Origin of the sequence: Phreatobacter cathodiphilus, assembly GCF_003008515.1 — a bacterium.
Classification (GTDB): Bacteria; Pseudomonadota; Alphaproteobacteria; order Rhizobiales; family Phreatobacteraceae; genus Phreatobacter; species Phreatobacter cathodiphilus.
Window position 1 is genome coordinate 2,165,988 of sequence record NZ_CP027668.1, and the last position, 24,029, is coordinate 2,190,016.

At 68.4% G+C, this 24,029-nt stretch carries 25 protein-coding genes, 1 pseudogene and 1 riboswitch; of the genes and pseudogenes, 13 read left to right on the plus strand and 13 right to left on the minus strand.

Features of this window, described 5'->3' with window-relative positions:
• Both flgK and C6569_RS10630 read right to left on the minus strand, forming a co-directional pair.
• Positions 1–1,893: a flagellar hook-associated protein FlgK gene (gene flgK / locus C6569_RS10625; RefSeq protein ID WP_106748822.1), complete on the minus strand. Its 1,893-nt coding sequence runs from the start codon at positions 1,891–1,893 to the stop codon at positions 1–3.
• 35 nt (positions 1,894–1,928) lie between these two features.
• Complete coding sequence (locus C6569_RS10630; RefSeq protein ID WP_106748823.1) at positions 1,929–3,281, minus strand: flagellar hook protein FlgE; 1,353 nt, start codon at positions 3,279–3,281, stop codon at positions 1,929–1,931.
• A 284-nt stretch (positions 3,282–3,565) separates the two neighbouring features.
• Here C6569_RS10630 and C6569_RS10635 point away from each other — a divergent pair, with 284 nt between their 5' ends.
• From C6569_RS10635 to C6569_RS10670, 8 genes and pseudogenes are all read left to right on the plus strand, one after another.
• Positions 3,566–4,414 carry an AAA family ATPase gene (locus C6569_RS10635; protein ID WP_106748824.1) on the plus strand — a complete coding sequence of 283 codons (849 nt, stop codon included), beginning with the start codon at positions 3,566–3,568 and terminating at the stop codon, positions 4,412–4,414.
• A 50-nt stretch (positions 4,415–4,464) separates the two neighbouring features.
• Complete coding sequence (locus C6569_RS10640; RefSeq protein ID WP_106748825.1) at positions 4,465–5,016, plus strand: hypothetical protein; 552 nt, start codon at positions 4,465–4,467, stop codon at positions 5,014–5,016.
• An 85-nt stretch (positions 5,017–5,101) separates the two neighbouring features.
• Positions 5,102–5,290, plus strand: coding sequence for a hypothetical protein (locus tag C6569_RS10645; protein WP_106748826.1), 189 nt, complete (start codon positions 5,102–5,104; stop codon positions 5,288–5,290).
• 45 nt (positions 5,291–5,335) lie between these two features.
• Positions 5,336–5,521 (plus strand): hypothetical protein, encoded by a 186-nt coding sequence (locus tag C6569_RS10650; RefSeq protein WP_106748827.1) that lies wholly within the window; start codon positions 5,336–5,338, stop codon positions 5,519–5,521.
• A 53-nt stretch (positions 5,522–5,574) separates the two neighbouring features.
• Positions 5,575–6,750 (plus strand): vWA domain-containing protein, encoded by a 1,176-nt coding sequence (locus tag C6569_RS10655; protein WP_106748828.1) that lies wholly within the window; start codon positions 5,575–5,577, stop codon positions 6,748–6,750.
• A gap of 55 nt (positions 6,751–6,805) precedes the next feature.
• Positions 6,806–7,867, plus strand: coding sequence for a hypothetical protein (locus tag C6569_RS10660; protein WP_106748829.1), 1,062 nt, complete (start codon positions 6,806–6,808; stop codon positions 7,865–7,867).
• A gap of 118 nt (positions 7,868–7,985) precedes the next feature.
• A pseudogene (locus C6569_RS10665) lies at positions 7,986–8,859 on the plus strand (fumarylacetoacetate hydrolase family protein); the annotation flags it as partial.
• A gap of 27 nt (positions 8,860–8,886) precedes the next feature.
• Entirely contained in the window at positions 8,887–9,744 is an 858-nt protein-coding gene (locus C6569_RS10670; RefSeq protein ID WP_106748831.1) for a DMT family transporter, read from the plus strand.
• 110 nt (positions 9,745–9,854) lie between these two features.
• On the opposite strand, the gene C6569_RS10675 is transcribed toward C6569_RS10670, so the two are convergent.
• The 4 genes from C6569_RS10675 to thiM form a co-directional block, all read right to left on the minus strand.
• Complete coding sequence (locus tag C6569_RS10675) at positions 9,855–10,469, minus strand: helix-turn-helix domain-containing protein (protein ID WP_106748832.1); 615 nt, start codon at positions 10,467–10,469, stop codon at positions 9,855–9,857.
• 112 nt (positions 10,470–10,581) lie between these two features.
• Positions 10,582–11,649: a TRAP transporter substrate-binding protein gene (locus tag C6569_RS10680; protein WP_106748833.1), complete on the minus strand. Its 1,068-nt coding sequence runs from the start codon at positions 11,647–11,649 to the stop codon at positions 10,582–10,584.
• A 1-nt stretch (position 11,650) separates the two neighbouring features.
• On the minus strand, positions 11,651–12,448 hold the full coding sequence (gene thiD / locus C6569_RS10685) for a bifunctional hydroxymethylpyrimidine kinase/phosphomethylpyrimidine kinase (protein WP_106748834.1): 798 nt from the start codon (positions 12,446–12,448) through the stop codon (positions 11,651–11,653).
• Complete coding sequence (thiM, locus tag C6569_RS10690) at positions 12,445–13,245, minus strand: hydroxyethylthiazole kinase (RefSeq protein ID WP_106750993.1); 801 nt, start codon at positions 13,243–13,245, stop codon at positions 12,445–12,447. Before thiM ends, thiD begins: the two co-directional genes overlap by 4 nt.
• A riboswitch (TPP riboswitch) is annotated at positions 13,234–13,337 on the minus strand. It overlaps the preceding gene by 12 nt.
• A gap of 117 nt (positions 13,338–13,454) precedes the next feature.
• On the opposite strand from thiM, the gene C6569_RS10695 reads away from it, so the two are divergent.
• Positions 13,455–13,691 carry an Lrp/AsnC ligand binding domain-containing protein gene (locus C6569_RS10695; protein ID WP_106748835.1) on the plus strand — a complete coding sequence of 79 codons (237 nt, stop codon included), beginning with the start codon at positions 13,455–13,457 and terminating at the stop codon, positions 13,689–13,691.
• A 6-nt stretch (positions 13,692–13,697) separates the two neighbouring features.
• On the opposite strand, the gene C6569_RS10700 is transcribed toward C6569_RS10695, so the two are convergent.
• Complete coding sequence (locus tag C6569_RS10700; RefSeq protein ID WP_106748836.1) at positions 13,698–13,985, minus strand: hypothetical protein; 288 nt, start codon at positions 13,983–13,985, stop codon at positions 13,698–13,700.
• Between the two features lie 155 nt (positions 13,986–14,140).
• On the opposite strand from C6569_RS10700, the gene C6569_RS10705 reads away from it, so the two are divergent.
• Positions 14,141–16,450: a xanthine dehydrogenase family protein molybdopterin-binding subunit gene (locus tag C6569_RS10705; RefSeq protein WP_106748837.1), complete on the plus strand. Its 2,310-nt coding sequence runs from the start codon at positions 14,141–14,143 to the stop codon at positions 16,448–16,450.
• A 352-nt stretch (positions 16,451–16,802) separates the two neighbouring features.
• On the opposite strand, the gene C6569_RS10710 is transcribed toward C6569_RS10705, so the two are convergent.
• Positions 16,803–17,204 carry a DoxX family protein gene (locus tag C6569_RS10710; protein ID WP_106748838.1) on the minus strand — a complete coding sequence of 134 codons (402 nt, stop codon included), beginning with the start codon at positions 17,202–17,204 and terminating at the stop codon, positions 16,803–16,805.
• A 245-nt stretch (positions 17,205–17,449) separates the two neighbouring features.
• On the opposite strand from C6569_RS10710, the gene C6569_RS10715 reads away from it, so the two are divergent.
• Positions 17,450–18,409, plus strand: coding sequence for a DMT family transporter (locus C6569_RS10715; RefSeq protein ID WP_106748839.1), 960 nt, complete (start codon positions 17,450–17,452; stop codon positions 18,407–18,409).
• Positions 18,410–18,535: 126 nt separating this feature from the next.
• On the opposite strand, the gene C6569_RS10720 is transcribed toward C6569_RS10715, so the two are convergent.
• The 5 genes from C6569_RS10720 to C6569_RS10735 all read right to left on the minus strand — a co-directional run bounded on the left by C6569_RS10720 (position 18,536) and on the right by C6569_RS10735 (position 22,333).
• Positions 18,536–19,087 carry a Fic family protein gene (locus C6569_RS10720; RefSeq protein WP_181313991.1) on the minus strand — a complete coding sequence of 184 codons (552 nt, stop codon included), beginning with the start codon at positions 19,085–19,087 and terminating at the stop codon, positions 18,536–18,538.
• A 10-nt stretch (positions 19,088–19,097) separates the two neighbouring features.
• Positions 19,098–19,334 carry a hypothetical protein gene (locus C6569_RS21940; protein ID WP_181313992.1) on the minus strand — a complete coding sequence of 79 codons (237 nt, stop codon included), beginning with the start codon at positions 19,332–19,334 and terminating at the stop codon, positions 19,098–19,100.
• 85 nt (positions 19,335–19,419) lie between these two features.
• Complete coding sequence (gene murJ / locus C6569_RS10725) at positions 19,420–20,961, minus strand: murein biosynthesis integral membrane protein MurJ (RefSeq protein ID WP_106748841.1); 1,542 nt, start codon at positions 20,959–20,961, stop codon at positions 19,420–19,422.
• A 115-nt stretch (positions 20,962–21,076) separates the two neighbouring features.
• Positions 21,077–21,550 (minus strand): PaaI family thioesterase, encoded by a 474-nt coding sequence (locus C6569_RS10730; RefSeq protein WP_106748842.1) that lies wholly within the window; start codon positions 21,548–21,550, stop codon positions 21,077–21,079.
• A gap of 60 nt (positions 21,551–21,610) precedes the next feature.
• Positions 21,611–22,333: a transaldolase gene (locus C6569_RS10735; protein WP_106748843.1), complete on the minus strand. Its 723-nt coding sequence runs from the start codon at positions 22,331–22,333 to the stop codon at positions 21,611–21,613.
• Between the two features lie 120 nt (positions 22,334–22,453).
• On the opposite strand from C6569_RS10735, the gene C6569_RS10740 reads away from it, so the two are divergent.
• On the plus strand, positions 22,454–22,918 hold the full coding sequence (locus C6569_RS10740) for a YccF domain-containing protein (protein WP_215905805.1): 465 nt from the start codon (positions 22,454–22,456) through the stop codon (positions 22,916–22,918).
• 118 nt (positions 22,919–23,036) lie between these two features.
• Positions 23,037–24,026 carry a Gfo/Idh/MocA family protein gene (locus C6569_RS10745; RefSeq protein WP_106748844.1) on the plus strand — a complete coding sequence of 330 codons (990 nt, stop codon included), beginning with the start codon at positions 23,037–23,039 and terminating at the stop codon, positions 24,024–24,026.
• The last annotated feature ends 3 nt before the right edge of the window (positions 24,027–24,029 follow it).

The following is a 24,029-nucleotide window of genomic DNA, read 5'->3' on the forward strand; positions in this document are numbered from 1 at the left end:
TTACATTCTCTGGAGCACGTCCAGCATCTCGCGGACGGCGCTCATCACGCGCGCATTGGCGCCATAGGCCGTCTGGAGCTGGATCAGCAGGGTCATCTCGTCGTCGATGTTCACCGCCGCCACGCTGTCGAACCGCGCCTGCAACTGGGTGACGACCGCCTCCTGGCCCTCGGCCACCTGCAGAGCGCTGGCCGCGTCGTTCGTCTGGGTGACGATGACGGAGCGGGCATAGGAGAGCACCGATCCCTGGAACGGGTTGCTGGTGGTGCCGAGACTGCCGGCGGGAGCGAAATAGCGGTCCGTGCTGGCCAGCGCCGCGACGAGGAACGAGGGGCGCGTCTCGTCCGACTCCAGCGTGCTGGAGTTGATCTTCACCAGCGCGCTCGGGTCGGCCTTCAGCGCGCCGTTGACGTCGATGCGCGAAGCGAGACCGACATATTGCGCGCCGGAGCCCGTGACCTGACCGCTGTAGAGGCCGTTCGCCGCCGCCGTGTCGACGAAGAAGGGCAGAGCGCTGCCGCCATCGGTGAGCGTGCGGGCGGTGACGTTGGCGGCGGCGCTGCCGACGCTGGCGCCCCCGGTGACGGTCGGATCGGCGAGCACCCGGAGGTTGCCGCCACTGACCGAGACGCTGAAGGCGCCTGCCGGGGCGCCGGCGCCGGCCGCCCAGGTGTCGATGGCCGCCTGCATCTGCGCCGCATGACCCGCCGCCGAGGTGCCGGTGAGACGGAAGACGATGTCGTTGGGGTCGGCGGTCATGTCGTCGGACATGGTCACCGCGCCATCGTCCACCCGCTTGAAGGTGATCTTCTGGGTGACGCCGTTCGCCGTCAGCTCCATGGTCACCGTGTCGCCGTCGACGAGGCCGCTGCCGAGCGCCGTGTCGAAGCCGGTGGTGGGGCCCGGGCCCGCGACGGTGACCGGCGTCGAGGTCGAGGTATTGCCCAGCGCCTGGGCGAGGTTGGCGGCGATCTGGTCGAGCTGGGCCTGGGTGGCGGGCAGCGCCTTGTCGCGCAGTTCGATCAGCGCGGCGATCTTGCCGGAGGTGAAGACGCCGGCGGCGATCAGGTCCACTGTGCCCGACGGCGTCGTCGCCGTGATGGTGCCCACCGTCCGCTTGGTCGGGTCCTCGTCGTAGACGTTGGTCGGGCCGATGATGTCGCGGGAATCGAAGGAGAGCTCGGAGCGGCTGGTGGACAGCAGCACGAAGCCGGCACCGCCATAGAGCTGAACCGCGCCGCTGTCGTCGTAGACGGTGCGGACCTGAACGTAATCGGCGATCTCCGACACCATGGCGTCGCGCTGGTCGAGCAGGCCGACCCGGCTCTCGTCGGTGAAGGCGACCGACAGGCGCGCATTGATCTTCGACAGGTCGGTGAGCAGCGTGTTGAGGCGCACCGTGGCATCCGCGAGGCCGCTCTCCGCGTCGAGGCGCATGTCCTGCGTGGCGCTCGACAGGCTGCGTAGCGTCTGCGCCACCACCGTCGCCGAGTTGATGACGCCGGACCGCGCCGTGTCGCTCTCCGGCGAGGTCAGCAGCGTCTGGAACGAGGAGGAGAAGGTGTTGAGCACCGTGTCGAGGGCACGCGCCGAGCCCGGCGCGCCCATCATCTGGTCGAGCCGGGAGAGGAACTGCGAACGCGTCGAGGCATAGGCGGCATTGGAGCGCTCGCCGACCAGCTGGCGCTGCACGAAGGCGTCGTACTCGCGGCGGATCGAACCGACGGCGACGCCGGCGATCTGGTCGCCGGCAAGGGCGTCGACCGGATCGATCAGCTTGCGCGTATAGCTGGGGTTCCCCGCATTGGCGATGTTGGCGCTGGTCAGCGCCGTCGCCGTCGAGGTGAACCTCAGGCCGGACAGCGAATTGCTGAGGGCGCTGGTCAGTGTCATGCCCGGTCACTCCTTGCCGTGCGTCACGATCCGCTTCAGCGGATCATGTTGATCGTTTCCTGAAGCATCGAATTGGACGTCGTGACGATCCGCGTATTGGCCGCATAGGCCTGCTGGGTGATGATCAGCTTGGTGAACTCCTCCGAGATGTCGACGTTCGAGCTCTCGAGGCTCTGCGACACGATGCGACCGGCCGCACCCAGGATCGGCGGACCCGATGACGAGGTCTCGGCGAAGGCGCCGCCGTCGAGGCGCTTCAGCATGTTGTCGCCGTTGAAGCTGGCGAGCGGGATGGAGAACAGGTCCACCGACTGGCCGTTGGAATAGTTGCCGCGGACGCGGCCGGCATCGGTGATCGTGACGTTCATCAGCTCGCCCACGGCATAGCCGTTCTGTCCGATGTCGGTGACCTGCACCGTGCCGTCGGAGCGGGCATATTGCGACAGCCCGTTGGTGCCGATGTCGAGGGTGACGTTGCCGACATTGGTGCCGTTGACGGTCAGGTTCGAGATCGTCGGGTTGGAGGTCGGCGAGGTCAGCTGGCCAGTGGCGGAGAAGGTGAAGTCGCCGCCGATCCGCGTCCAGGTCTCGGCGCCCGATGCCGAGGAGGACTGGTAATAGGCGCTCCAGGTGTCGGAGACGGCGGGCGGGCCGGCGGCGGCGTTCGCCGTCTTGGCCCAGCGGACCTGCACGTTCACCTCGTTGCCGAGGGCGTCGTAGACCGTCTGCGAGCCACCGGCGATGGACGTCGCGACGAAATTGGCGGCGTCCGCCGAGCCGATCGTCGCCTGGCCGATCAACGAGGTCTGCATCAGCTCGCTGCCGGGAGTGCTGTTGGCGTTGGCGGTGGCCGGGGTCGTCGGAAGGCTGGCGCGGTACTTCAGGTTGTCGGTGGCGCGCGCCGGGATGACGTCGTTGGTGATCTGGATCGGCACCGGGGAGGAGCCCAGCGGGTTGCCGGTGGTGCGGTCCAGCGGCAGGCCGCGCAGGTAGTAGCCGGCGCCGTTCACCATGTATCCGTTGGCGTCGACGGTGAAGTCGCCGCGGCGGGTGTAGGAATTTGAGGTGGCGAAGGTCGGCTGACCGTCGACGAAGCCGGAGGGCTGCTGCACGACGAAGTAGCCGTCGCCGTTGATGGCGAGGTTGGTGGTGATCGAGGTGGCCGAGATCTGCCCCTGGATGGTGTTCGTCGCCCGCGAATAGCCGGTGACCGAGCCGGAGAGCTCCCGCTTCGGACCCGAGTCGGGGATGAGGTCGACGAAGCTCGTCTCGATCCGCTTGAAGGCGGTCGTCTGCGAGTTGGCGATGTTGCCGGAGATGTTTTCCAGAGCGTAGGCCTGGGCCGAGAGGCCGCTGACCGCCGTCGTCATTGCACCGAAGATACCCATCGAACTTCCCTTCGCCGATGCCGGCGGTCCCGATCGCGACGGAACGCCGCCGCACTCTGTAACGATCTGTGCAGCCGCCATGCCAAAGGGCGGCAAAAGGAAAATGTCGATTTTTCAGTGCGTTGAATGGTTTACGAAGGGTTGACGGCGCTTGCCCGGCACAAATGCCTGTGCCGATCGGCATATTCTGCCGGGTGTTGCAGGTGTCCGGCCCGCCCCCTACCCTGCGCGCCGACGATGGAGGCCGCCGCCTCCGCCACCCATCAGGACATGAGGCACATCACATGGCGTCCGGGCGTTTCGAGGGGACGAGCGGCTATGTCGCGACCGACGATCTGAAGGTGGCGGTCAATGCCGCGATCACGCTCCAGCGCCCGCTCCTGGTGAAGGGCGAGCCCGGCACCGGCAAGACCGTGCTGGCCATCGAGATCGCCAAGGCCATCGGCGCGCCGCTGATCGAGTGGCACGTCAAGTCCACCACCAAGGCGCAGCAGGGCCTCTACGAATACGACGCGGTCTCGCGCCTGCGCGACAGCCAGCTCGGCGACGAGCGCGTCAAGGACATCGGCAACTACATCAAGCGCGGCAAGCTCTGGGAAGGCTTCACCGCCCCGGTGCGGCCGGTACTGCTCATCGACGAGATCGACAAGGCCGACATCGAGTTCCCGAACGACCTCCTGCAGGAGCTCGATCGCATGGAGTTCTTCGTCTACGAGACCGGCGAGACGGTGAAGGCGGCCCAGCGGCCCATCGTCGTCATCACCTCCAACAACGAGAAGGAGCTGCCCGACGCCTTCCTGCGCCGCTGCTTCTTCCACTACATCAAGTTCCCCGACGCCGAGACGATGCAGGCCATCGTCGACGTCCACTTCCCCGGCATCAAGCAGAAGCTCGTCGCCGAGGCCCTGCGCATCTTCTACGAGGTGCGCGACGTGCCGGGCCTGAAGAAGAAGCCCTCCACCTCCGAGCTGCTGGACTGGCTGAAGCTGCTGATGGTCGAGGACATCTCACCGGAGACGCTGCGCGAGAAGGACCCGCGCAAGGCCATTCCCCCGCTGCACGGCGCGCTTCTGAAGAACGAGCAGGACGTCCACCTCTTCGAGCGTCTGGCCTTCCTCGCCAAGCGCGGCTGAGTCATGGTGCGCCCGGCGCGCCTGCGCCCAGCAGCACCGGATCGAGAGAGATGCCGACCGTAACCTCCAAGGGTGCCCCCGCAGCCGCGCTGCCGGCCCTCCTTCTCCTTGCCGGCTGTTCGGCCGGCCTCGATGCGAGCCCGCCGGGCCGGATCGACGCCTCGGAATGGGCGGTCGAGCGGCAGGTCGCCCGCTGCCGCGCCACCCAGTCGGGGGGCACCCGCGCCGCCATGGCGGGGGGCGGCGGCTTCGCCGTCTTCGGCTCGGTCACCGCCGTCTCGCGCACCGGATCGGCGGAGGACTGCCCCTCCATCCTCGCCCTCACCGACGAGGACGTGGGCGAGATCCGCACTCTTCTCCTCGCCACGGCCGCCAGCGCCCGCGGCATGGAGACCAACTGGCAGAGCCGCGCCGGCGCCCGTCGCGAGATCACCCTCTCGGTCTATCCGGTCGAGGCGAGCCGCGGCCGACCCTGCCGGGTCGTCGCCTCCACCCTGACCGTCTATGGCCCTGCCGACGGCCTCGTCGGCGCCCCGCCGCCGGTGCCCCTCGACGAGCAGCGCTTCTGCCGCGCCGGCACAGGGGCCTGGGAGCCCGCCTGATCCCGCGACATGGCGCGGGCGGCGCGCCGCCACGCGGCTGAAACCCGGCGCGCTGTCATCGCCTCTGCGCAAGGAACCGCACGGCATGGCCACCACCCTCACGTTGATCCTCACCGCCGGCGGCGGCTGCCTCGTGCTCGCCTGGCTGCTGGGCGACCGCGGGGCCGGCGGTGAGTCGCCGTCCACAGAGGGCGGCGACGTGCCCGACGGAGACGGCGGCAGTGACGGCGGTGGTGGCGACGGCGGTGGTGGTGGCGACGGCGGCGGCGACTGAGGCCGGCATATTGACGAATACCGCGACGAGGAGCACATATTTCACATGCGCAACATGGCCTATCTCGGCGCCTTTGCGGTGATCCTCCTGTCGCTGCCGGCCTCCTGGTGGTTCGCCGGCCGGCTCCGCAACGACGCCAGGACACGCCAGTCCGAGGCCCATCGGGCAAAGGTCGATCGCCTCGCCGCAACGGCCGGCTTCGGGTCCCCGCCCGGCGCGGGACCCGGCTGATCCGCCCAACGGCACGGGATGACGCGCGGCGCGGAGCGCTCTAAGCTGCCGCCATGTTCATCAATTTCTTCCACGACCTGAAGAAGGCGGGCGTGCCGGTCACGGTGCGCGAATACCTGACGCTCATGGAGGCGCTGGACGCCGACATCATCGAGCGCGCGCCGACGGACTTCTACTACCTCTCCCGCGCCACGCTGGTGAAGGACGAGCGCAACATCGACAAGTTCGACAAGGTCTTCGGCGCGACCTTCAAGGGCTTCGAGACCCTGGCCGAGGGGCTCGAGGTCAACGTGCCCGAGGAATGGCTGCGCAAGCTCACCGAGAAATTCCTCAGCGAGGAGGAGAAGGCCCAGATCGAGGCGCTCGGCGGCTGGGACAAGCTGATGGAGACGCTGAAGAAGCGGCTCGAGGAGCAGAAGGGTCGCCACCAGGGCGGCAACAAGTGGATCGGCACCGGCGGCACCTCGCCCTTCGGCGCCTATGGCTACAATCCCGAAGGCGTGCGCATCGGCCAGGAGGGCAACCGCAACTTCCGCGCCGTGAAGGTCTGGGACAAGCGCGAGTTCAAGGACTACGACGACACGGTCGAGCTCGGCACCCGCAACATCAAGATCGCGCTGCGCCGCCTGCGCAAGTTCGCCCGCACCGGCTCGCCAGACGAGCTCGACCTCGACGGCACGATCCGCGAGACGGCGCGCCACGGCTTCCTCGACGTGCAGATGCGCCCCGAGCGGCGCAATTCCATCAAGGTGCTGATCTTCTTCGACGTCGGCGGCTCGATGGACTGGCACATCCAGCTCTGCGAGGAGCTGTTCTCGGCCGCCAAGGCCGAGTTCAAGCACATGGAATATTTCTACTTCCACAACTGCCTCTACGAGAAGGTTTGGAAGAAGAACCAGCGCCGCTTCGACGAGACCATGCCGACCTGGGACGTGCTGCACAAATACGGCAACGACTACAAGGTGATCTTCGTCGGCGACGCCTCCATGTCCCCTTACGAGATCGCCCAGCCCGGCGGCTCGGTGGAGCATTTCAACGAGGAGGCCGGCGTCACCTGGATGAAGCGCGTCGCCTCCATCTACCCCTCCATGGTCTGGCTGAACCCGGTGAAGGAGAAGCACTGGGACTACACGCACTCCATCGGCATGATGCGCGACATCATGGAGCAGCGCATGTTTCCGCTCACGCTCTCCGGCCTCGACAAGGCGATGAAGGAGCTGGTGCGGTAGGCGGGCGGGCGCTCGCGGCCCGCCGCCCCGGACGGTTCTGATCGAGGATCCCCTCATGCTGGTGCAGACCGAACGGTTGCTCGCTTGCCTCAAGGCAGTGCCGACGCCCAGCCGCGCGATCGAGGCTGCCGTCCTCCGCGACATCGTCCTGCGTTTCGGCTCCGGCGCCGACGCGCAGGCCCTGCTTCCCTGGTGTCTCGAAACGGCCGATGCGTTCGCGCTGCCGGTTCTCGCCCGTTTCGGAACCCCCGAAACGGGATGGTCCCTGTTCGCGGCCATGGTGGATTCCCACGGATTGCGGCCCGATTGTCCCGCCGAAGTGCTGCAGGTGGTCGGGACGACCGGCTATGCCCCGGCCGTCCCCGCGCTCTGGGCCATCGCCAGGGAGGCGCCGCACCACGAGTCCCGGGCAGCCTGTCTCGGCCTGATGGATCTGCCCTGCGAGCCGATCTCCGCCGCGATCAGCGAAACCATCCGGGGTCTCGGCGCGCGGAGCCTGTTCCCGGAATTCCTGCCGAGCCTGGCCTTTCACGCGGCAGATCCAGGGCTCCTCCCGCTGTTGCCGAGACTGGCAGCCCAGACGGCGGTCGACAACATCGCCGGCATCATCCTCGGCCTTGCCGCCTTCGGCGACCCCGCCATCCCGCATCTGCTCCCTTTCCTGAACGACCGCCGGTGGGACGCGCATTCTACCGCCACCGGAACCGCCCCCCATCTGCGCATGGCCGTGCTCGGCGCCGGAATGAGCGTGATCGATCTCTACGACGCCTGGCGGGCCGATGCCCTCGCCGGCATCGGCGGCGATGCGATGCGCTATCGCCTGTCCTGCCTGCTCGCGCTGCTGCCGGGCCCGCAGGTATCGGACGACCTTCCGATCGGCTGGCCGAGGCTCCTGCAACGTTCGGGCGATGCACACGCCGCCATCTATGACCGCATGTTCGGAACCCCCTGCGACGGTGGCCCCGATCTCGACGACCTCGTCGCGCGATGGGATGCCGCATCGGACGGCGCCGAGACCATGCCGGACGTCGACGCCGCCGAAGCGGCGCTGGCCGCGCTCATTGGCCGGGACCAGATGCTGTCCGTCCTGCGGAGCCAGCCCGGCCGGGTCGGCTAACGAGCGCCCTCCGCCCCTCCCCCGCGCCGCCCGGCCATGCGCGCCCTGCCCTTGCGAAACGATTGAAGACCCCGGCATCATTCCACGACGACCTTCAACAACAATGGGAGGGGAAGTCGTGAAACTCGTTCGCTATGGCGCCAAGGGCAAGGAAAAGCCTGGCCTGATCGATCCCGAAGGCAAGATCCGCGATCTCTCGGGCGTGGTGCCCGACATCGCCGGCGCCGCCCTCGGCAAGAAGGGCCTCGCCAAGATCGCCAAGGCCAATTGGGAGAAGCTGCCTCTGGTCAAGGGAAAGCCGCGCCTCGGCGCCTGCGTCGGCGACGTCGGCAACTTCATCGCCGTCGGCCTCAACTATGCCGACCACGCCGCCGAGACCGGCGCCGCCATCCCCACCGAGCCGATCCTCTTCAACAAGGCGCGCTCCTGCATCGTCGGTCCGAACGATGACGTCATGCTGCCGAAGAAGTCGGTGAAGACCGACTGGGAGATCGAGCTCGCCATCGTCATCGGCGAGCGCGCTCGCTACGTCTCCAAGAAGGACGCCATGTCGGTCGTCGCCGGCTTCTGCGTCTGCAACGACGTGTCCGAGCGCGAGTACCAGATCGAGCGCGGCGGCCAGTGGATGAAGGGCAAGGGCTGCGAGACCTTCGGCCCGCTCGGCCCCTGGCTCGTCACCACCGACGAGATCAAGGACGTGCAGAAGCTCGGCATGTGGCTGGATCTCAACGGCGAGCGCATGCAGACCGGCTCGACCAAGACCATGATCTTCGACGTGAAGACCATCGTCTCCTACATCTCCGAATTCATGGTGCTGGAGCCCGGCGACGTCATCACCACGGGCACCCCGCCCGGCGTCGGCCTCGGCATGAAGCCGCCGCGCTTTCTCAAGGCGGGCGACGTCATGACCCTCGGCATCGAGGGCCTCGGCGAGCAGAAGCAGAAGGTGATCGCCTGGCAGTGAGCGGATCGCGGCCGGGCGACCTCATCGCCCGGCCCCCGCCGACCCGCAACCCCCGATGCTCAGGCTCATCGCCCTGACGACGACGGCGCTCGTCGCTTTCGCAGCCAACTCCGTCCTGGCGCGGCTGGCGCTGGCCGGTGGCGCCATCGACGATCTCGGCTATACCGGCTGGCGCCTCGCCTCCGGCGCCCTCGTCCTGGTGCTGCTGGCCCATCTCGCCGGCCGCCGCAACGGCCGTCCCGCCGTCGCCGGGAGCTGGCGCCAGGCCGCCGCCCTCTTTGGCTATGCCCTCGCCTTCTCCATCGCCTATCTCTGGCTCGGCGCCGCTGTGGGCGCCATCGTGCTCTTCGGCGCGGTGCAGTTCGGCATGATGGGCCATGCCATCGCCGCTGGCGACCGGCCGGGCATCCTCGAATGGGCGGGCCTTGCCGCAGCCTTCTCCGGCCTCGTCTGGCTGGTCGCGCCCGGTGTCGCCGCCCCCTCGCCCGCCGGCGTGCTGCTGATGGTCGCCGCCGGCCTCTCCTGGGCGGTCTATTCCGTCCTCGGCCGCGGCTCGACACAGCCGCTCGCCGACACCGCCGGCAATTTCCTGCGCTGCCTGCCCGTGGCCCTGCTGCTCCTGGCCTGGGGCTGGCGCGTCCATCCGCCGGAGCCGGCCGGGCTCGCTTATGCCATCGCCTCCGGCGCGCTCGCCTCGGGTCTCGGCTATGCCGTCTGGTACGCCGTCATGCCCGCGCTGCCGCGCGTCACCGCCGCCTCGATCCAGCTCACCGTCCCCGCCATCGCCGCGGCGGGCGCGGTGATCTTCATCGGCGAGACGCTGACGGCGCGCATGGTTCTGGCCTCGGCCGGCATGATCGTCGGCATCGCCGTCGTGATCCTCGCGGGCGAGCGGCGCCGGCGCGGCGACTGAATCAATCTGTGAAGAGGCGGACTCTCCACCTCAGGACGAGCAGCGAAAGCGATTCCGCGTCAGGGACTTCGAACGCGCGGATGAGACGGAGCGGCAAGGCGGTCCGCCCGTCACTCCATCACGGCGGCCTTGAGGATGCAGACCATGACCGCATGGGCGGGCCCTGTGCCGACGTTGCGGATGACGTGGCGGCCGTCGCAGCGATAGCGCGCGCTCTCGCCGGCCCCCACCGTCTCGAGCCGGTCGCCGACCTCCACCTGCAACTCGCCTTCCAGCACCGACAGGCTCTCGATGGACCCGCGCTGGTGGCCTTCGCTCTCCAGCATCCCGCCGGGGTCGCACTGGAAGTCGTACCACTGCAGCCACTCGACGGTCTTGATCCAGCCGATGATCGACAGGCGGCACTTGCCGTCGTCGGAGACCAGCAGCGGTGTGTCGGCCCGCGACAGCTTCTCGAGGAAGGGTTCTTCGGTGGCGGTCGCCAGCACCCGCTCGATCGACACGTCCAGCGCCTGGCTCAATCGCCAGATGGTGGCGAGCGTCGGATTGGTTTCGTTGCGCTCGATCTGGCTGATGATGGACTTGGCGACGCCCGACTGTTCCGACAGCTCGGACAGCGACAGGTTGTAGGCCTTGCGCAGCCGCTGCACCGTCTTGCCGAGATTGCCGGACAGCACGTGGGCTCCGGCATCCATCTCGATCTTCTTGGGGTCCCGGTCGGCCATGGGCGGCAAGCTGTCCCGTGCGTCGTGTCGAACGAAACGTTCGTTCCGCCGTTCTATGGCCCTCACCCCCGTGGCGCAAGGTCGCGGAACGCCGAAGGGGCCCTTCCCGCCCTCAGACCTCGCGTGCGCCGAGCGCGGCGTGGGTGGAAACCCGCGTCCACGGTCCGATGCGCCCCTGGAAGGCGGTGTAATGGGCGGCGATCTTGCCGGCCATCGGGCTGCGCGTGCCGAGTTCGCCGAGGAGGTCGGCGGCGTGGCGGCGGGCGAGCTGCACCATCGGCGTCGGGAAGCCGCGCAGCCGGACGCCGTGGGTCGAGACCATGGTCGCCAGCGCCTCCATGTTGAGGATCTCGATTTCGGCGAGCGCCACCGCCTGCTCCGCCTCGCTCGCCGCCTGCACGACCGCCTTGAGGTCGTCAGGCAGCCCGTCCCACAGCGCCTTGTTGACGACGAGCTCGCTCGACCCGTTGGGCTTGTTGAAGCCGGGCGCGTAGTAGAAGGGCGCCACGCGCCACAGTCCGAGCTGGATGTCGGATCCGGGCGAGGTGAACTCGGCCCCGTCCACGGCACCGCGCTCCAGCGCCGGATAGATATCGCCGGGCGGCACGGCGATGGCGGTGGCGCCGAGGCGCTGGAACAGCTCGGCGCCCAGCCCCACCATGCGGATGGTGAGCCCCTTCACGTCCTCCGCGGACTGCAACTCCCGGCGGAACCAGCCGCCCATCGACACGCCGGTATTGCCACCGAGGAAGGGTTTGACGCCGAAACGCGCCGCCGCCTCGTCCCACAGCGCCTGTCCGCCGCCCTTCAGCACCCAGGCATTGTGCTCGTTCGGCGTCAGGCCGAAGGGAATGGCGGTGAAGAAGGCGAGGCCCGGTTCCCGCCCGATGGCGAAGAAGGAGGCGGTGTGCCCGAGCTCGACCGTGGCGTTGCCCACCGCCTCGTGCACGGAAAAGGCCGGCACCACCTCGCCGGCGGCGAAGACCTGCACCTCGATCCGCCCGCCCGACAGGAGCTTGATCCGGTCGGCGATGCGCTGGGCCGAGAAGGCGGGACCGGGGAGGTTGCGCGGCCAGGAGGTGACGAGGCGCCAGCGCAGCGCCTGGGCCCGCGCGATACCGGGGGCGGCCGCGAGACCGGCGGCGCCGGCGGCGAGGGCGGATCGGCGATTGAAGGTCATGTCACCACCAGGCGTGAAAATGATGGGTCGGCCCATGGCCCTCGCCGATCGCAAGCCGGTCGGCCGCGGCGATGGCGGCCGTCACGTAGTCCTTCGCCTCGCTCACGGCCTGCCCCAGCGCGAAGCCCTTGGCGAGGCCTGCGGCGACCGCCGAGGAGAGCGTGCAGCCGGTGCCGTGGGTGTTGCGGGTGACGACGCGCGGGGCCTCCAGCCGCACCGCCCCCGCCGACGTGACCAGAAGGTCGACGCTCGTCTCCCCCACCGCATGTCCGCCCTTCATCAGCACGGCGCGGGCGCCCTGGCGGATCAGCGCCTGCCCCTGGGCGAGCATGTCCTCCTCGCTGCGCGCCACCGGCTGGTCGAGGAGGGCCGCGGCCTCCAGGAGGTTCGGCGTGACGAGGACCGCGCGGGGAAAGAGCAGCCGCCGCAGCGCCGAGACCGCATCGGGGTTGAGGAGGCGGTCGCCCGAGGTGGCGACCATCACGGGATCGAGCACCACCTGCTCCACACGGTGGCGGTCGAGCCCCGCCGCCACCGCCTCGATGACGGTGACCTGTGACAGCATGCCGATCTTGGCGGCGCCGACCTTCAGGTCGGAAAAGACCGAATCCATCTGCGCAGCGACGAAGTCCGGCGGCACGTCGTGGATCGCCTGGACGCCGCGCGTGTTCTGCGCGGTCAGAGCCGTGACGACGCTCGCGCCATAGACACCGAGGGCAGAGAAGGTCTTGAGATCGGCCTGGATGCCGGCGCCCCCCCCGGAATCCGAGCCCGCGATGGTGACGGCGATGGCGGTCATGAAGCCTCTCCCTGGGACGGTGACGTGACGCGCGCCCGAGCGGCGATGTCATCCGCCTCCAGCGCATAGAGCGCGTCGAGATAGGCCGATGCGAAACTTCCCGGGCCCCGCGCCGTCTCGGCGGCGCGCTCCCCGGCGATGCCGAGCACGACCATGGCGGCGGCGGTCGCGGTGAAGGCGTCCTCGCCGACCGCGATGAAGGCGGTGGTGATCGCCGCCCCGGCGCAGCCCATGGCGGTGACCCGCGCCATCAGCGGATGGCCGTTGGCGACGGCGGCGAGGCGCCGGCCGTCGGTCACCAGGTCCGTCTCGCCGGTGGCGGCAACGACCGTGCCGAGGCGCAGCGCCAGGGCATCGGCGTCGGTGTCGAGCACGGCGATCTCGGCGCCGTTGCCGCGGATCGCCGCCGGCCCGAGCGCCGCGAGGTCGCGGGCGAAGGCGGCGCGTCCCGCCGAGCGGTCGATGAAGACGGGGTCGAGGAGAAAGGGCCTCCCCGCCGCGCTCGCCGCCTCGATGGCGGTGCGGATGACGGCGCGGCGCTCCGGCTCCAGCGTGCCGAGGTTGACGAGGAGACCGTCGGCACCGCCGGCGAAAGCGGCGATCTCGTCCGGCGCGGTAGTCATGGACGGCACCGCGCCGAGGGCCAGCAGAGCGTTGGCGGTGAAGGCCTGGGCCACCGTGTTGGTGATGCAGTGGATGCGCGGCCGCCGCACGCGGACCGCCGCAAGGCCGTCGCGGGCGGCGCCGAGAATGTCGGTCGGGAGCTCGGATTCCCCGCGCGGGGGCAATGCGTCCATCTCGGTTTCCTCCGCCGGCATGACCCGGTTCAGGTACGACGGGTTGGCCTTGCGACCTCTCAGCCCGGTGAAGGGCACCCCGACGAGACTATGGGGGAGAGTTAGGCCATGGCAGCGCCCGGCGCAAGCTCGCCCGGCACGGCCTGCGGGGGGATGACGCGCGCGCCCTTTGATGGCATGGGAAAGGCCTGCATGCCGCGAGGGTCCCCATGATCGCCTTCTTCGTCCAGATCAAATGCCAGCTCGGCAAGGCCTACCAGGTGGCCGCCGCCCTCGCCGACCGCGAGATCGCCTCGGAGATCTATTCGACGGCCGGCAATTTCGACCTGCTGGTGAAGTTCTACGTCGAGCCCGGCACCGACATCGGCCATTTCGTCAACGAGCAGGTGCAGCTCATCCCGGGCATCCAGGACACGCACACGATCATCACGTTCAAGGCCTTCTGAGGCCGTTCACGGCTGCCGCTGGCGCCAGAGCTGCCAGACGCCGAAGGCGAGCGTCACCATGCCGGCATACCAGAGGACCGGCACGTAACGCGGGATGGCGCTGCGGATGTTCGCCTGGAAGAAGGCGCATTCCGGCGTGGCGAAGCCGATGCAGGCAACCTTGAGCCCGAGCAGCGAGAAGGCTCCGCCATACTGCGCGTAATAGGCGAACCACCAGACCACCGAGACCAGGCAAAAGGCCAGGCCGAGATAGACGGCGGGGGGCGTCGATGGCTTGGGCTCTTCCGGCGCCATGAAGTCCTTCCTGGAACGGCTGCGGGTCGGCGCCATTTAGGCGGGTTCACGGGGCGATGGCCAGCCACCCGCATTGCGCCCCTGCTGATGGCGAGGCTTGCCTCGCAGCCTCGAAGCGTTCCATTCTGCCGCCCGAGTTCCCCGGAGCACGCGACATGACGCCGACGAAATTCGGAATGGGCCAGGCTTTGAGCAGGGTCGAGGACGCCCCGCTGATCAAGGGCGAGGGGCGCTTCGTCTCCGACCTCGTACCCGAGGGAGCGCTGGTCGGCTACGTGCTGCGCTCGCCCTTCGCCTTCGCCGACTTCGTCATCACCGACACCAGCGCCGCTCGCTCCATGAAGGGCGTCAAGGCGGTGTTCACCCATGCCGACCTCGAAGGCATCGGCAACCTGCCCTGCCTGTCGCAGGTGCCCTCGGTGAACCCGATCCCCAATCCGCCCTGGGAAGTGCTCTGCTCGACGACAGTGCGCCACGTCGGCGACGGCGTCGCCTTCGTCGTGGCCGACACGCTCGACCGGGCCAAGGACGCGGCGGAAGCCATCGCCATCGAGTGGACGGCGCGCGAGCCCATCGTCGACGCGGTCGACGCCCTGCAGAAGGGCGCCCCGCAGGTCTGGCCCGACATTCCCGGCAACCTCTGCGCCGAGGTCCATCTCGGCGAGGCGGAGGCGACCGAGAAGGCCTTCGCGAAGGCCCACCGCACGGTGTCGCTGACCATCGTCAACAACCGCCTCGTCACCAACTACATGGAGACGCGGGGCTGCCTCGCCGAATATGATTCCAAGGCCAAGAGCTTCACCCTCACCCTCGGCAGCCAGGGCAGCCACGGCATCCAGAACACCCTGGCGACCAAGATCTTCAACATGCCGAAAGAGAAGATCCGCGTCGTCACCCCCGACGTCGGCGGCGGCTTCGGCACCAAGACCTTCATGTTCCGCGAATATCCGCTGTGCATGCTGGCCGCCCGCAAGCTGAGAAAGCCGGTGGCCTGGGTGCAGGACCGCGGCGACCATTTCGTCAACTGCAGCCAGGGCCGCGACAACGTCTCCACCGCCACGGCGGCGCTCGACAGGCGCGGCAAGGTGCTGGCGGTGAAGGTCGACACCGTCGCCGACATGGGCGCCTACCTCTCCCAGTACGCGACCTTCATCCCCTATGTCGGCGCCCTCATGCTGGCCGGCGTCTATGCCTTCCCCGCCATGCACGTGCGGCTGAAATACGCCTACACCAACACCGTGCCGGTGGACGCCTATCGCGGCGCCGGGCGCCCGGAGGCGGCCTATCTCATCGAGCGGCTGATGGACCGCATCGCCATCGAGACAGGCATGAGCCCGGCCGAGGTGCGCCGCCGCAACTTCATCGGACCGGACCAGTTCCCCTGGAAGACGCCCGTCGGCCGCACCTACGATTCCGGCGAGTTCGACGGCCACATGACCCGCGCCATGGAGGTCGCCGGCTGGGACACGTTCAAGGACCGCCTCAAGGCGGCGAAGAAGGCCGGCAAGATCCGCGGCATCGGCATGGCCACCTATATCGAGGCCTGCGGCGGCGGCGCGCCGGAGAACGCCTGGATGAGCCTCGAGAAGGACGGCTCGGTCACCATCAAGATCGGCACCCAGTCGAACGGCCAGGGCCACAAGACCGCCTATGCCCAGCTCGCCTCGCAGCATCTCGACATTCCCGTCGAGAAGATCACCGTCATCCAGGGTGACACCGACCTGATCCCCACCGGCACCGGCACGGGTGGCTCGCGCTCGCTGCCCGTCGGCGGTGCGGCCGTCGACGTCGGCGCCCGGGCGCTCGCCGACGTCATCCGCGAGATGGCGGCCACCGAGATGGAGGTCGGCGTCGCCGACGTCGAGATCGTCGGCGGCGCGGTGCGCGTCGTCGGCACCGACAAGGCGATCTCCTACGAGAAGATCGCGTCCCTGCCCGGGGCCGAGGATAAGCTGAAGAGCCACGGCACCTGGCGCCCGCCGGAGCCGACCTTCCCGAACGGGACGCATATCTGCGAGGTGGAGATCGATCCTGACACCGGCGCCACCGAGATCGTCGGCTATACGGTGGTCGACGACTTCGGCGTCACCATCAACCCGACCCTCCTCGCCGGCCAGGTCCATGGCGGCATCGTCCAGGGGATCGGCCAGGCGCTGCTGGAGCGCACCGTCTACGACAAGGAGAGCGGTCAGCTCCTCACGGCGTCCTTCATGGACTACGCCATGCCGCGGGCCGACCACATTCCGCACTTCCACTTCGAGACGCGCAATGTCCCCTGCGTGACCAACCTCCTCGGCATCAAGGGCGCGGGCGAAGCCGGCACCATCGGTGCCTGCCCCTCCGTGATGAACGCCATGGTCGACGCGCTGTGGCGGGCCTACGGGATCAAGGAGATCGACATGCCGGCGACCCCCGCCCTCGTCTGGCAGACGATCCAGCAGGCGAGGGCCGAGAAGGCCGCCTGAAGACGGTGCCGCCGACGGGCAATCCCCGCCGGCGGCCGTCGCTCCGGCCGGGCTTGCATCCCGGCAAGGCAATCATTGCATTTTCGCAAGACAATCGCCGTCCATCTCCGCGGATTGAGGCGGGCGACCAGACAACAGGTCTCCACCAGATTCCCGACTAAGCCCCTGCTGCACGGCACAAATCCTCTGCGGTGTTCACACAAGTGTGAACGGAAACCCGCGATTTGTGTGCGGAATAACGGCCGCAGTCGCCGGTTACCCGCGCGTTACTCGTGGGCATCGGCGCAAGAAAAAGCCGCGAGGCGCAGCTGCGACTCGCGGCCGTCGTCGTCACCGACGTGACGGGTCGGGGTCAGGGATTGTTCGAACGCTGGGCGTCGACGCTCCACGGGCCGGGTCCGGCGAAGACCAGATAGAGCGCCGTGAAGCAGTACATGATGGCGAGGTTGCCGCCGTTCTGGATGGGGAAGAAGCCCCGGCCGGCATGGCCGATGAAATAGGCCGCCGCCATCGTGCCGGCGAGGATGAAGGCCGCCGGGCGGGTGAAAAAGCCGAACAGAATCAAAAGGCCCGTGACGAATTCGATACAGGCGGCGATCCACGGCAGCGAGCCGACCGGAGCGAAGTTGACGCTCATGGGGAAGCCGAAGAGCTTCACGAGAGCGTGCTGCAGCAGCACCAGCGCGAACATGATGCGGAGCACCGAGAGCACGCGCGGCGCCCAGGCGTTGAGGGTCGGATTGAGGCTGTCCATGGGGGGTCCCGTTGAGTGACGATGAGGTCGTGGCACCACCTCTTGCAGGGTGGTGAAGCGACCTTACCCCGGCCGACCTTCCGCGCAACCGCCCCCCGCGCGTGAAAACGGCGAGGCCATGGCCTTGCGCAGGCCGAACGGGGACGTCTCCGCAGGGCATGCGTGCAGCATTGGCCCTGCCAGAATCCGGCGGTCCGTGGTTCAAGGGAGGTCGAGCCGCATCCCCTCCCGAGCCCCTCCCCTTCATGCCCGTCCTCTCCCGCGCCGCCACGGGAATCCTCTTCAAGCTGATGTCGACGGTGGCCTTCACCTCCATGTCGACGCTGGTGCGCGTGGCGGGCAAGGAAATCCCGGTCGGCGAGGTGGTCTTCTGCCGCTCCTTCTTCGCCCTCATCCCGCTCTTCCTCATGCTCGCCTGGCGCGATGAGGTGATGGACGCCTTTCGCTATGTGAGCTTCCGCTCGCACATGAAGCGCGGCGTCATCGGCGCCGCCGGCATGTTTTCCGGCTTCGTCGGCCTGACCCTGCTTCCCCTCGCCGATTCCACCGCCATCAGCTACGCCGCCCCGCTCATGGTGGTGCCGCTGGCCTATTTCATCCTCGGCGAACAGGTGCGCGTCTATCGCTGGTCGGCGGTCGCCGTCGGCTTCGTCGGGGTGCTCGTCATCCTCTGGCCCCATCTCGACGTCGGCGCCCTCGGCAACCGCCCCGACAGCCAGCGCACCGGCGCCATGTTCGCCCTCGGCGGCGCGGTCTGCGCCGCCTTCGCCACCATCCAGGTGCGCCGGCTCGTCAACACCGAGACGACGGCTGCCATCGTCTTCACCTTCATGGCCCTCTGCGCCACCCTCGCCCTGCTCACCTGGCCGCTGGGCCTCGCCCTCCCCGTCATCGGCCAGTGGACCGTGCCGACGCCGCTGCAGGCCTTCATCCTCGTCATGGTCGGCGTCACAGGCGGACTCGGCCAGATTTTCCTGACGCTGAGCTACCGCTATGCCGACACCTCGCTCATCGCGCCCTTCGACTATTTCTCGATGATTTGGGCGGTGATCATGGGCTATCTCGTCTTCGCCGACCTGCCGAGCGCCTATGTGATCACCGGTGGCACCATCGTCGTCGCCTCCGGCATCTTCGTCATCTGGCGCGAGCACAAACTCGGCATCGAGCGCGCCCGCCAGCGCAAGGTCTCCACGCCCCAGGGGTGAGGCTGCGCGGAACCGCGAGCCGCGGCCACAGGCGGCGAGGCCGTTAGGGCTCCCCGGGCTTCCCGGGCTCCGATGGCGTGATGACGCTGGCGACCTGCTGTTCGAAAGCGTCCAGGAGAAGCAGCTTCATCGGCTCCAGGAAATCCGGCGAGGCGCCATACCGCGGTCGGCATGCTGGAGCGCAGCTACGTAGCGGTCATGATTGCCCTTGATGATCTGAAGGGCGTCGATGCGCCCCGGCATCCACCTCCCGAACTTCACGGACACGATATAGACGGCTACTGCTCGGGCAGTCCTGCCGTTCGCGTCGTCGAACGGGTGTATCCAGTTGAGGCGCCACAGAGCGTAGGCAGCGAGTGTGAAGGGATCGTCCTCGTGCCACCGCCGGTAGACGTCCACGATCAGTTCGCGGACCAGGGTCGGGACGTGTTCCGGATCGGGAAAGAGACGGTCAGAATAGCTGACGAATACAGGCTCGGTCCTGTAGCGCCCAGGCCTTTCTACCAGGAACGTGGCACAAGCCGCATGAAGGGCGAGGACGAGGTGTTCGTCGATCCTGAACGGGATCCGCAAAGCGACGGCTATGGAGTCGCGCAACAGGAGTTGCTGACGCTCCAGGTTGAGGCTCGTGATCTGGGCAAACAGGTCGCCATGGGTGTCGGACCTGATGACCGGCATGGCGCCTCGGTCACCGCGCGACCAGTTTGCGACGGGGGTCCAGCGCCCTGCGCACAAATCGCGAGGAGAACTTGGTGCCGTCCTGGACCGCATCGAAACCGTTTCCGACGACGTAGCTGATGCAACGCGTCTTGTACTCCGCGTCCCCCACCTCCCGGTCCGGCAACTCGGCTATGGCCTGCCTTAGGTCGGCGACGCGCTGCTCGAACGACCGGTCGGACCGGGGAAATTTAAGCGTGTGGGCCATGGCACCGGACATGCTGGGAAGGAGCAGCTCAGTAGATGCTCCCCTGCGAGACAAATTCAAGTGTCGTCGAACGGCTCGCCGAAACCTAGCCGTTCAATCCGCGTCTCAGGCGTTTGAGATCCGCCATGAACTGCTTGCCGAAGAGCAGGACCAGCACCAGTCCGTAAGCCGCCCCGCCCACCACCAGGAGAATGGCGAGGGCCAGCTTCGGGTCGAGGCCGGGGCCGGGCAGGCTCGCCATGATCGTCGACGAGACGACGAGGGCGAGGGTCAGCACGGCAAAGGCGACCGCGATCTGCGGCAGCACGGTGCGGGCCCGCGTGTCGAGCGTGAACAGCTCCTTCCGCCGCGCGAAGACCAGGAGCAGCATGACGTTGATCCAGGCGCCGACACTGGTGGCGGTGGCGAGACCCACATGGCCGAGCGGCCCCATCAGGGCGAATTTCAGCGCCACGTTCACGGCGATCGCCACCGCCACCGCGATGACGGGCGTGGTCGTATCGCCGCGCGCGTGGAAGGTGACGGTGAGCGGCCGGATCAGAACCAGCGCGGCCAGCCCCGTGCCGTAGGCGGCGAGCGCCCGGGCCGACTGCACCGCGTCGTTCTCGGAGAAGGCGCCCCGCATGAACAGGGCCTTCATCAGGATGTCGGGCACCACGATGAAGGCGGCCACCGCCGGCAGGGTGAAGACGAAGGTGAGCTCGATGGCGCGCAGCTGCGCCGTGCGGGCGCCCGCCTCGTCTCCCGCCGAGACCCGCCGGCTCATCTCCGACAGGAGCACCGTGCCGACCGCGATGGAGATCACGCCCATCGGCAGTTGGTTCAGCCGATCCGCATAGTAGAGCCAGGAGACCGAGCCGGCGACGAGATAGCTCGCCACCACCGTATCGGCGAGCACGGCGATCTGCGTGCCGGCCGAGCCCAGCGTCGCCGGCACGAACGTCTTCCAGAACCGCTTCACGTCCGGCGTCACCCTGGGCAGGCGCAGCTCCACCATGACGTTGGCCCTGAGCGCGTCCACCGCGACGAGCAGGAACTGCAGGATCCCGGCGACGATGATGCCCCAGGCGGCGGCATGGGCGGGTGTCGGGAAATGCCGGGCCAGCAGCAGCCCGCCGATGATGCCGAGGCTGAGGACGACCTGCGTCGCCGCTGCCGCGGCGAAGCGCCCGACCGCGTTCAGAACGCCGCTGACGAGGATCACCAGCGAGACCAAGGCGAGATAGGGAAAGGTGATGCGGGTGAGCTCCACGGCGACGGGGAAGCGCACGGGGTCGCCGGCAAAGCCCGGCGCCATCAGCGACACCACGGTCGGCATGAAGATGAAGGCGGCGGCCAGCAGCACGAGCTGGGCGAGGATCAGGTAGGCGAAGATGCGGTCGGCGAAGACGAGGGCGGCGTTCTGTCCCCGCTCCGCCGCAACCTTGGCGAACCCCGGCACGAAGGCGGCGGAGAAGGCGCCCTCGGCGAAGATGGCGCGGAACTGGTTGGGAATGCGGAAGGCGACGAAGAAGGCATCGGCCAGTGGTCCGGCGCCGAGAATCGCCGCGAACATGAGATCGCGCACGAAGCCGAACAGCCGGCTGAGCAGGGTCAGCGCCGAGACCGAGAAGATGTTCCTGATCACGACCGACGGGATCCTTGTGCGCGCCATGGCGGTTCGGGCCGCCGACGCCGAAGGGCGCTAGCCGCCCATTCCGGCCGAATGAAGGTTTAGACGAGGAGAAGCGATTCGGCGTGGGTCAGCCGGCCGCGATCGGTGGCCCGCCGCGCAGGAGGTGCGGCGCGCCCTCGGGCTTGAACAGGCGGAAGATCGCGGTCGTGGTGGCGACCAGTGTCTCGCCGGCCAGCACCTCTCCGTCGATGAAAGCCATGGACCCGGTCAGCCGCCGCATGGCGATCCGCCCGGTGACCCAGTCGCCGGCCCGCCCGCCGGCGAGGAACTGCGTATTGAGCGCGATGGTGGCGCAGCGTCGCCCGGTGACGCGGATCACCTCGTAGCCCAGCACCGTGTCCATGAAGGTGGTGAGGGAGCCGCCGTGCAGCACGCCGTTCGGGTTGCCATGGCGGAGCTCCGCGCCGAACCCATACTCGACCGCTCCCGAGGGCGTCGGCCGCCAGTAATAGGGGCCGGCGAGGCCGATGAACCCCTCGGTCTCGCCGAGGCGGACGAAGCCCGGCGGCACTGGTCCTGCAGTCGGAATCGCACCATCCATGGCGCCATTGGGCCCTGCCCCGCCACCGGCCTCAAGACCGGCATTCGGCGGGTGCCGGCGTCAGACGTCGAGCGTCAGCCCGGCGGCCTGCGCGTCCGCCACGAAGCCCTTCACCGTGTCGAGCGAGATGTCCTCCGGCGCGCGGCCGAGGCCCTCCAGCTTCTTCAGGATGTCGGCGGGGGCCGTGATGATGTGGCAGCCGATGCGGTCCGCCTCGATGACGTTCCACACCTCGCGGGTCGAGGCCCAGATGACCTCCACCGTGTCGGTGCCGCGGGCGAGGCCCACCGCATAGGTCATGACCGGCATGTAGTCGTGGCCGGCGTCGCCCAGGCGCCCGGCGAAGACCGAGACGATGGAGGGCGCGCCGCCCTTCAGCGCCTCCACCGAGGCCTTGATCTGCTCCACCGTGTAGAGCGCGGTGAAATTGATCTTCACCCCCTCGCGGGAGAGCTTGTGGATGAGGTCGTAGAGCGGCTCGCCCTTCGAGTTCGTCACGGGCAGCTTGACGTAGACGTTCTTCCCCCAGGTCGCGATGACGCGCGCCTGCGCCTCCATTTCCTTCAGATCGTCGGAGAAGACCTCGAAGGAGATGTGATGGTCGGGCACCGCCGCGACGAGGTCTTTCGCATAGGCGCCGTAGTCGGAGACGCCGGCCTTCTTCAGGAGCGAGGGGTTGGTGGTGAAGCCCTGGATCCACGGCTTCTTCCCCATCTCGACGATGGAGGCCTTCTCGGCCCCGTCCGTGTAGAGCTTGACCTTCAGGTCGGCGATGGCCGGCATGTGCGTCTCCCGGAGTTTCAGGCTGCCGGTTTTAGGGCGGCGGGCCGCGGGTGTCCAACGGGGATGCGCCGCGCCGCAGGCATCCCCATCTCATGGACCTGCCCCACCCGCGAGGAGACCATGGGACCCATCCGCCTCATCCTCAACATCCTCTGGTTCGTTCTCGGCGGCCTCATTGCCGGCCTCGCCTGGTTCGTGGCCGGCGCGATCGCGGCGATCACCATCATCGGCCTGCCCTGGGCCTTCGCCTGTTTCCGCATCGGCTCCTACACGCTCTGGCCCTTCGGCCGCGACGTGGTCTGGGCGAGCGAACTCACCGGACGCCCGTCGGGCGCCATGGGCGTGCTGCGCTTCCTCGGCAACGTCATCTGGTTCGTCCCGATCGGCTTCACGCTGATGGTGATCCACGTCGCCGCTGCCCTCGCCTGTTTCGTCACCATCGTCGGCATTCCCTTCGGCTGGGCGCATCTGAAACTGGCGGCGGCCTCGGTCTTCCCGCTGGGGCAGCGCGTCGTCGCATCCGACGTCGCCGATCTGGCGCGTCGCCAGTCCGCCTCGACGGCGCTGGCCGGCTGGCGGCGCTGACACGGCCCGTCATCCTTCGTGATCGGCCTGAGGTTTGCGCTGCCCCCGCGCGAAATCGTATAGGAGCGGCAGAAGACGGCCCTGCCGCCGCCCGTAAATCGATTCCCGAGGCCTGTTCATGACCCAGTCCCCCTTCGCCGGCTCCCCCCTGCGTGTCGGCGTCGTCGGCCTCGGCGTCATGGGCAAGAACCACGCGCGGGTGCTGGCCGAACTGCCGGGCGTCACCCTCGCCGGCGTCGCCGATCCCGATGCCGCTCAGGTCGACTTCGTCACCTCCCGCCTGGGGTGCCCGGGCTTCGCCTCCCTCGAGGCGCTGATGGATGCCGGCATCGACGCGCTCACCATCGCCGCGCCGACGCAGCTCCACACGCCCATCGCGCTCGCCGCCATCGCCCGCGGCATTCACGTCCTCGTCGAAAAGCCCATCGCCCAGTCGGTCGAGGAAGGCCGCCGCATCATCGACGCCGCCGAACGGGCCGGCGTCACGCTGATGGTTGGCCATGTCGAGCGCTTCAATCCGGCTGTCCAGTCGATCCGCCAGGCCATCGCCGACGACGACATACTCTCCATCCAGATCACCCGCGTCGGTCCCTTCCCGCCGCGCATGTCCGACATCGGCGTCGTCATCGACCTCGCCGTCCACGACATCGACCTGATCCGCTGGTTCACCGGCTCCGAGATCGCCGAGATCCAGCCGCAGACCAACTCCATCCATGCCGAGCGCGAGGACATCGCGCTGCTGCAGTTCCGCACCGCGTCCGGCGTGCTCGCGCACATCAACACCAACTGGCTGACGCCGTTCAAGGCGCGCACGGTGCACGTCGCCACCCGCAACAAATACATCACCGGCGACCTCATCACCCGCCAGGTCACCGAGTGCTTCGACTACAAGCCCGACGGCTCCTATTCGATGCGCCACCTCTCGGTCGCCTATGCCGAGCCGCTGCGCGCCGAGCTCGTGGCCTTCATCGACAGCGTGCGTACCGGCAAGGCGCCGGTCACCGGCGGCGCCGACGGCCTCGCCTCCCTCGACATCGCAATGCGCTGCCTCGGCGAGCGCGCGGCCCCGGCCGTGCAGCCGAAGCTGGTGGCGGGCGGCCGCGGCTGAGGC

Coding starts and splice junctions, on each gene's coding strand:
- C6569_RS10675 (WP_106748832.1), bottom strand. CDS start 10,469: ATGGCCGACCGGGACCCCAAGAAGATCGAGATGGATGCCGGAGCCCAC.
- thiM (WP_106750993.1), bottom strand. CDS start 13,245: ATGGACGCATTGCCCCCGCGCGGGGAATCCGAGCTCCCGACCGACATT.
- C6569_RS10705 (WP_106748837.1), top strand. CDS start 14,141: ATGACGCCGACGAAATTCGGAATGGGCCAGGCTTTGAGCAGGGTCGAG.
- C6569_RS10670 (WP_106748831.1), top strand. CDS start 8,887: ATGCTCAGGCTCATCGCCCTGACGACGACGGCGCTCGTCGCTTTCGCA.
- flgK (WP_106748822.1), bottom strand. CDS start 1,893: ATGACACTGACCAGCGCCCTCAGCAATTCGCTGTCCGGCCTGAGGTTC.
- C6569_RS10720 (WP_181313991.1), bottom strand. CDS start 19,087: ATGCCGGTCATCAGGTCCGACACCCATGGCGACCTGTTTGCCCAGATC.
- C6569_RS10650 (WP_106748827.1), top strand. CDS start 5,336: ATGCGCAACATGGCCTATCTCGGCGCCTTTGCGGTGATCCTCCTGTCG.
- C6569_RS10745 (WP_106748844.1), top strand. CDS start 23,037: ATGACCCAGTCCCCCTTCGCCGGCTCCCCCCTGCGTGTCGGCGTCGTC.
- C6569_RS10645 (WP_106748826.1), top strand. CDS start 5,102: ATGGCCACCACCCTCACGTTGATCCTCACCGCCGGCGGCGGCTGCCTC.
- C6569_RS21940 (WP_181313992.1), bottom strand. CDS start 19,334: ATGGCCCACACGCTTAAATTTCCCCGGTCCGACCGGTCGTTCGAGCAG.
- C6569_RS10730 (WP_106748842.1), bottom strand. CDS start 21,550: ATGGATGGTGCGATTCCGACTGCAGGACCAGTGCCGCCGGGCTTCGTC.
- C6569_RS10740 (WP_215905805.1), top strand. CDS start 22,454: ATGGGACCCATCCGCCTCATCCTCAACATCCTCTGGTTCGTTCTCGGC.
- C6569_RS10630 (WP_106748823.1), bottom strand. CDS start 3,281: ATGGGTATCTTCGGTGCAATGACGACGGCGGTCAGCGGCCTCTCGGCC.
- C6569_RS10655 (WP_106748828.1), top strand. CDS start 5,575: ATGTTCATCAATTTCTTCCACGACCTGAAGAAGGCGGGCGTGCCGGTC.
- C6569_RS10735 (WP_106748843.1), bottom strand. CDS start 22,333: ATGCCGGCCATCGCCGACCTGAAGGTCAAGCTCTACACGGACGGGGCC.
- C6569_RS10640 (WP_106748825.1), top strand. CDS start 4,465: ATGCCGACCGTAACCTCCAAGGGTGCCCCCGCAGCCGCGCTGCCGGCC.
- C6569_RS10700 (WP_106748836.1), bottom strand. CDS start 13,985: ATGGCGCCGGAAGAGCCCAAGCCATCGACGCCCCCCGCCGTCTATCTC.
- C6569_RS10695 (WP_106748835.1), top strand. CDS start 13,455: ATGATCGCCTTCTTCGTCCAGATCAAATGCCAGCTCGGCAAGGCCTAC.
- thiD (WP_106748834.1), bottom strand. CDS start 12,448: ATGACCGCCATCGCCGTCACCATCGCGGGCTCGGATTCCGGGGGGGGC.
- C6569_RS10710 (WP_106748838.1), bottom strand. CDS start 17,204: ATGGACAGCCTCAATCCGACCCTCAACGCCTGGGCGCCGCGCGTGCTC.
- C6569_RS10680 (WP_106748833.1), bottom strand. CDS start 11,649: ATGACCTTCAATCGCCGATCCGCCCTCGCCGCCGGCGCCGCCGGTCTC.
- C6569_RS10635 (WP_106748824.1), top strand. CDS start 3,566: ATGGCGTCCGGGCGTTTCGAGGGGACGAGCGGCTATGTCGCGACCGAC.
- C6569_RS10660 (WP_106748829.1), top strand. CDS start 6,806: ATGCTGGTGCAGACCGAACGGTTGCTCGCTTGCCTCAAGGCAGTGCCG.
- C6569_RS10715 (WP_106748839.1), top strand. CDS start 17,450: ATGCCCGTCCTCTCCCGCGCCGCCACGGGAATCCTCTTCAAGCTGATG.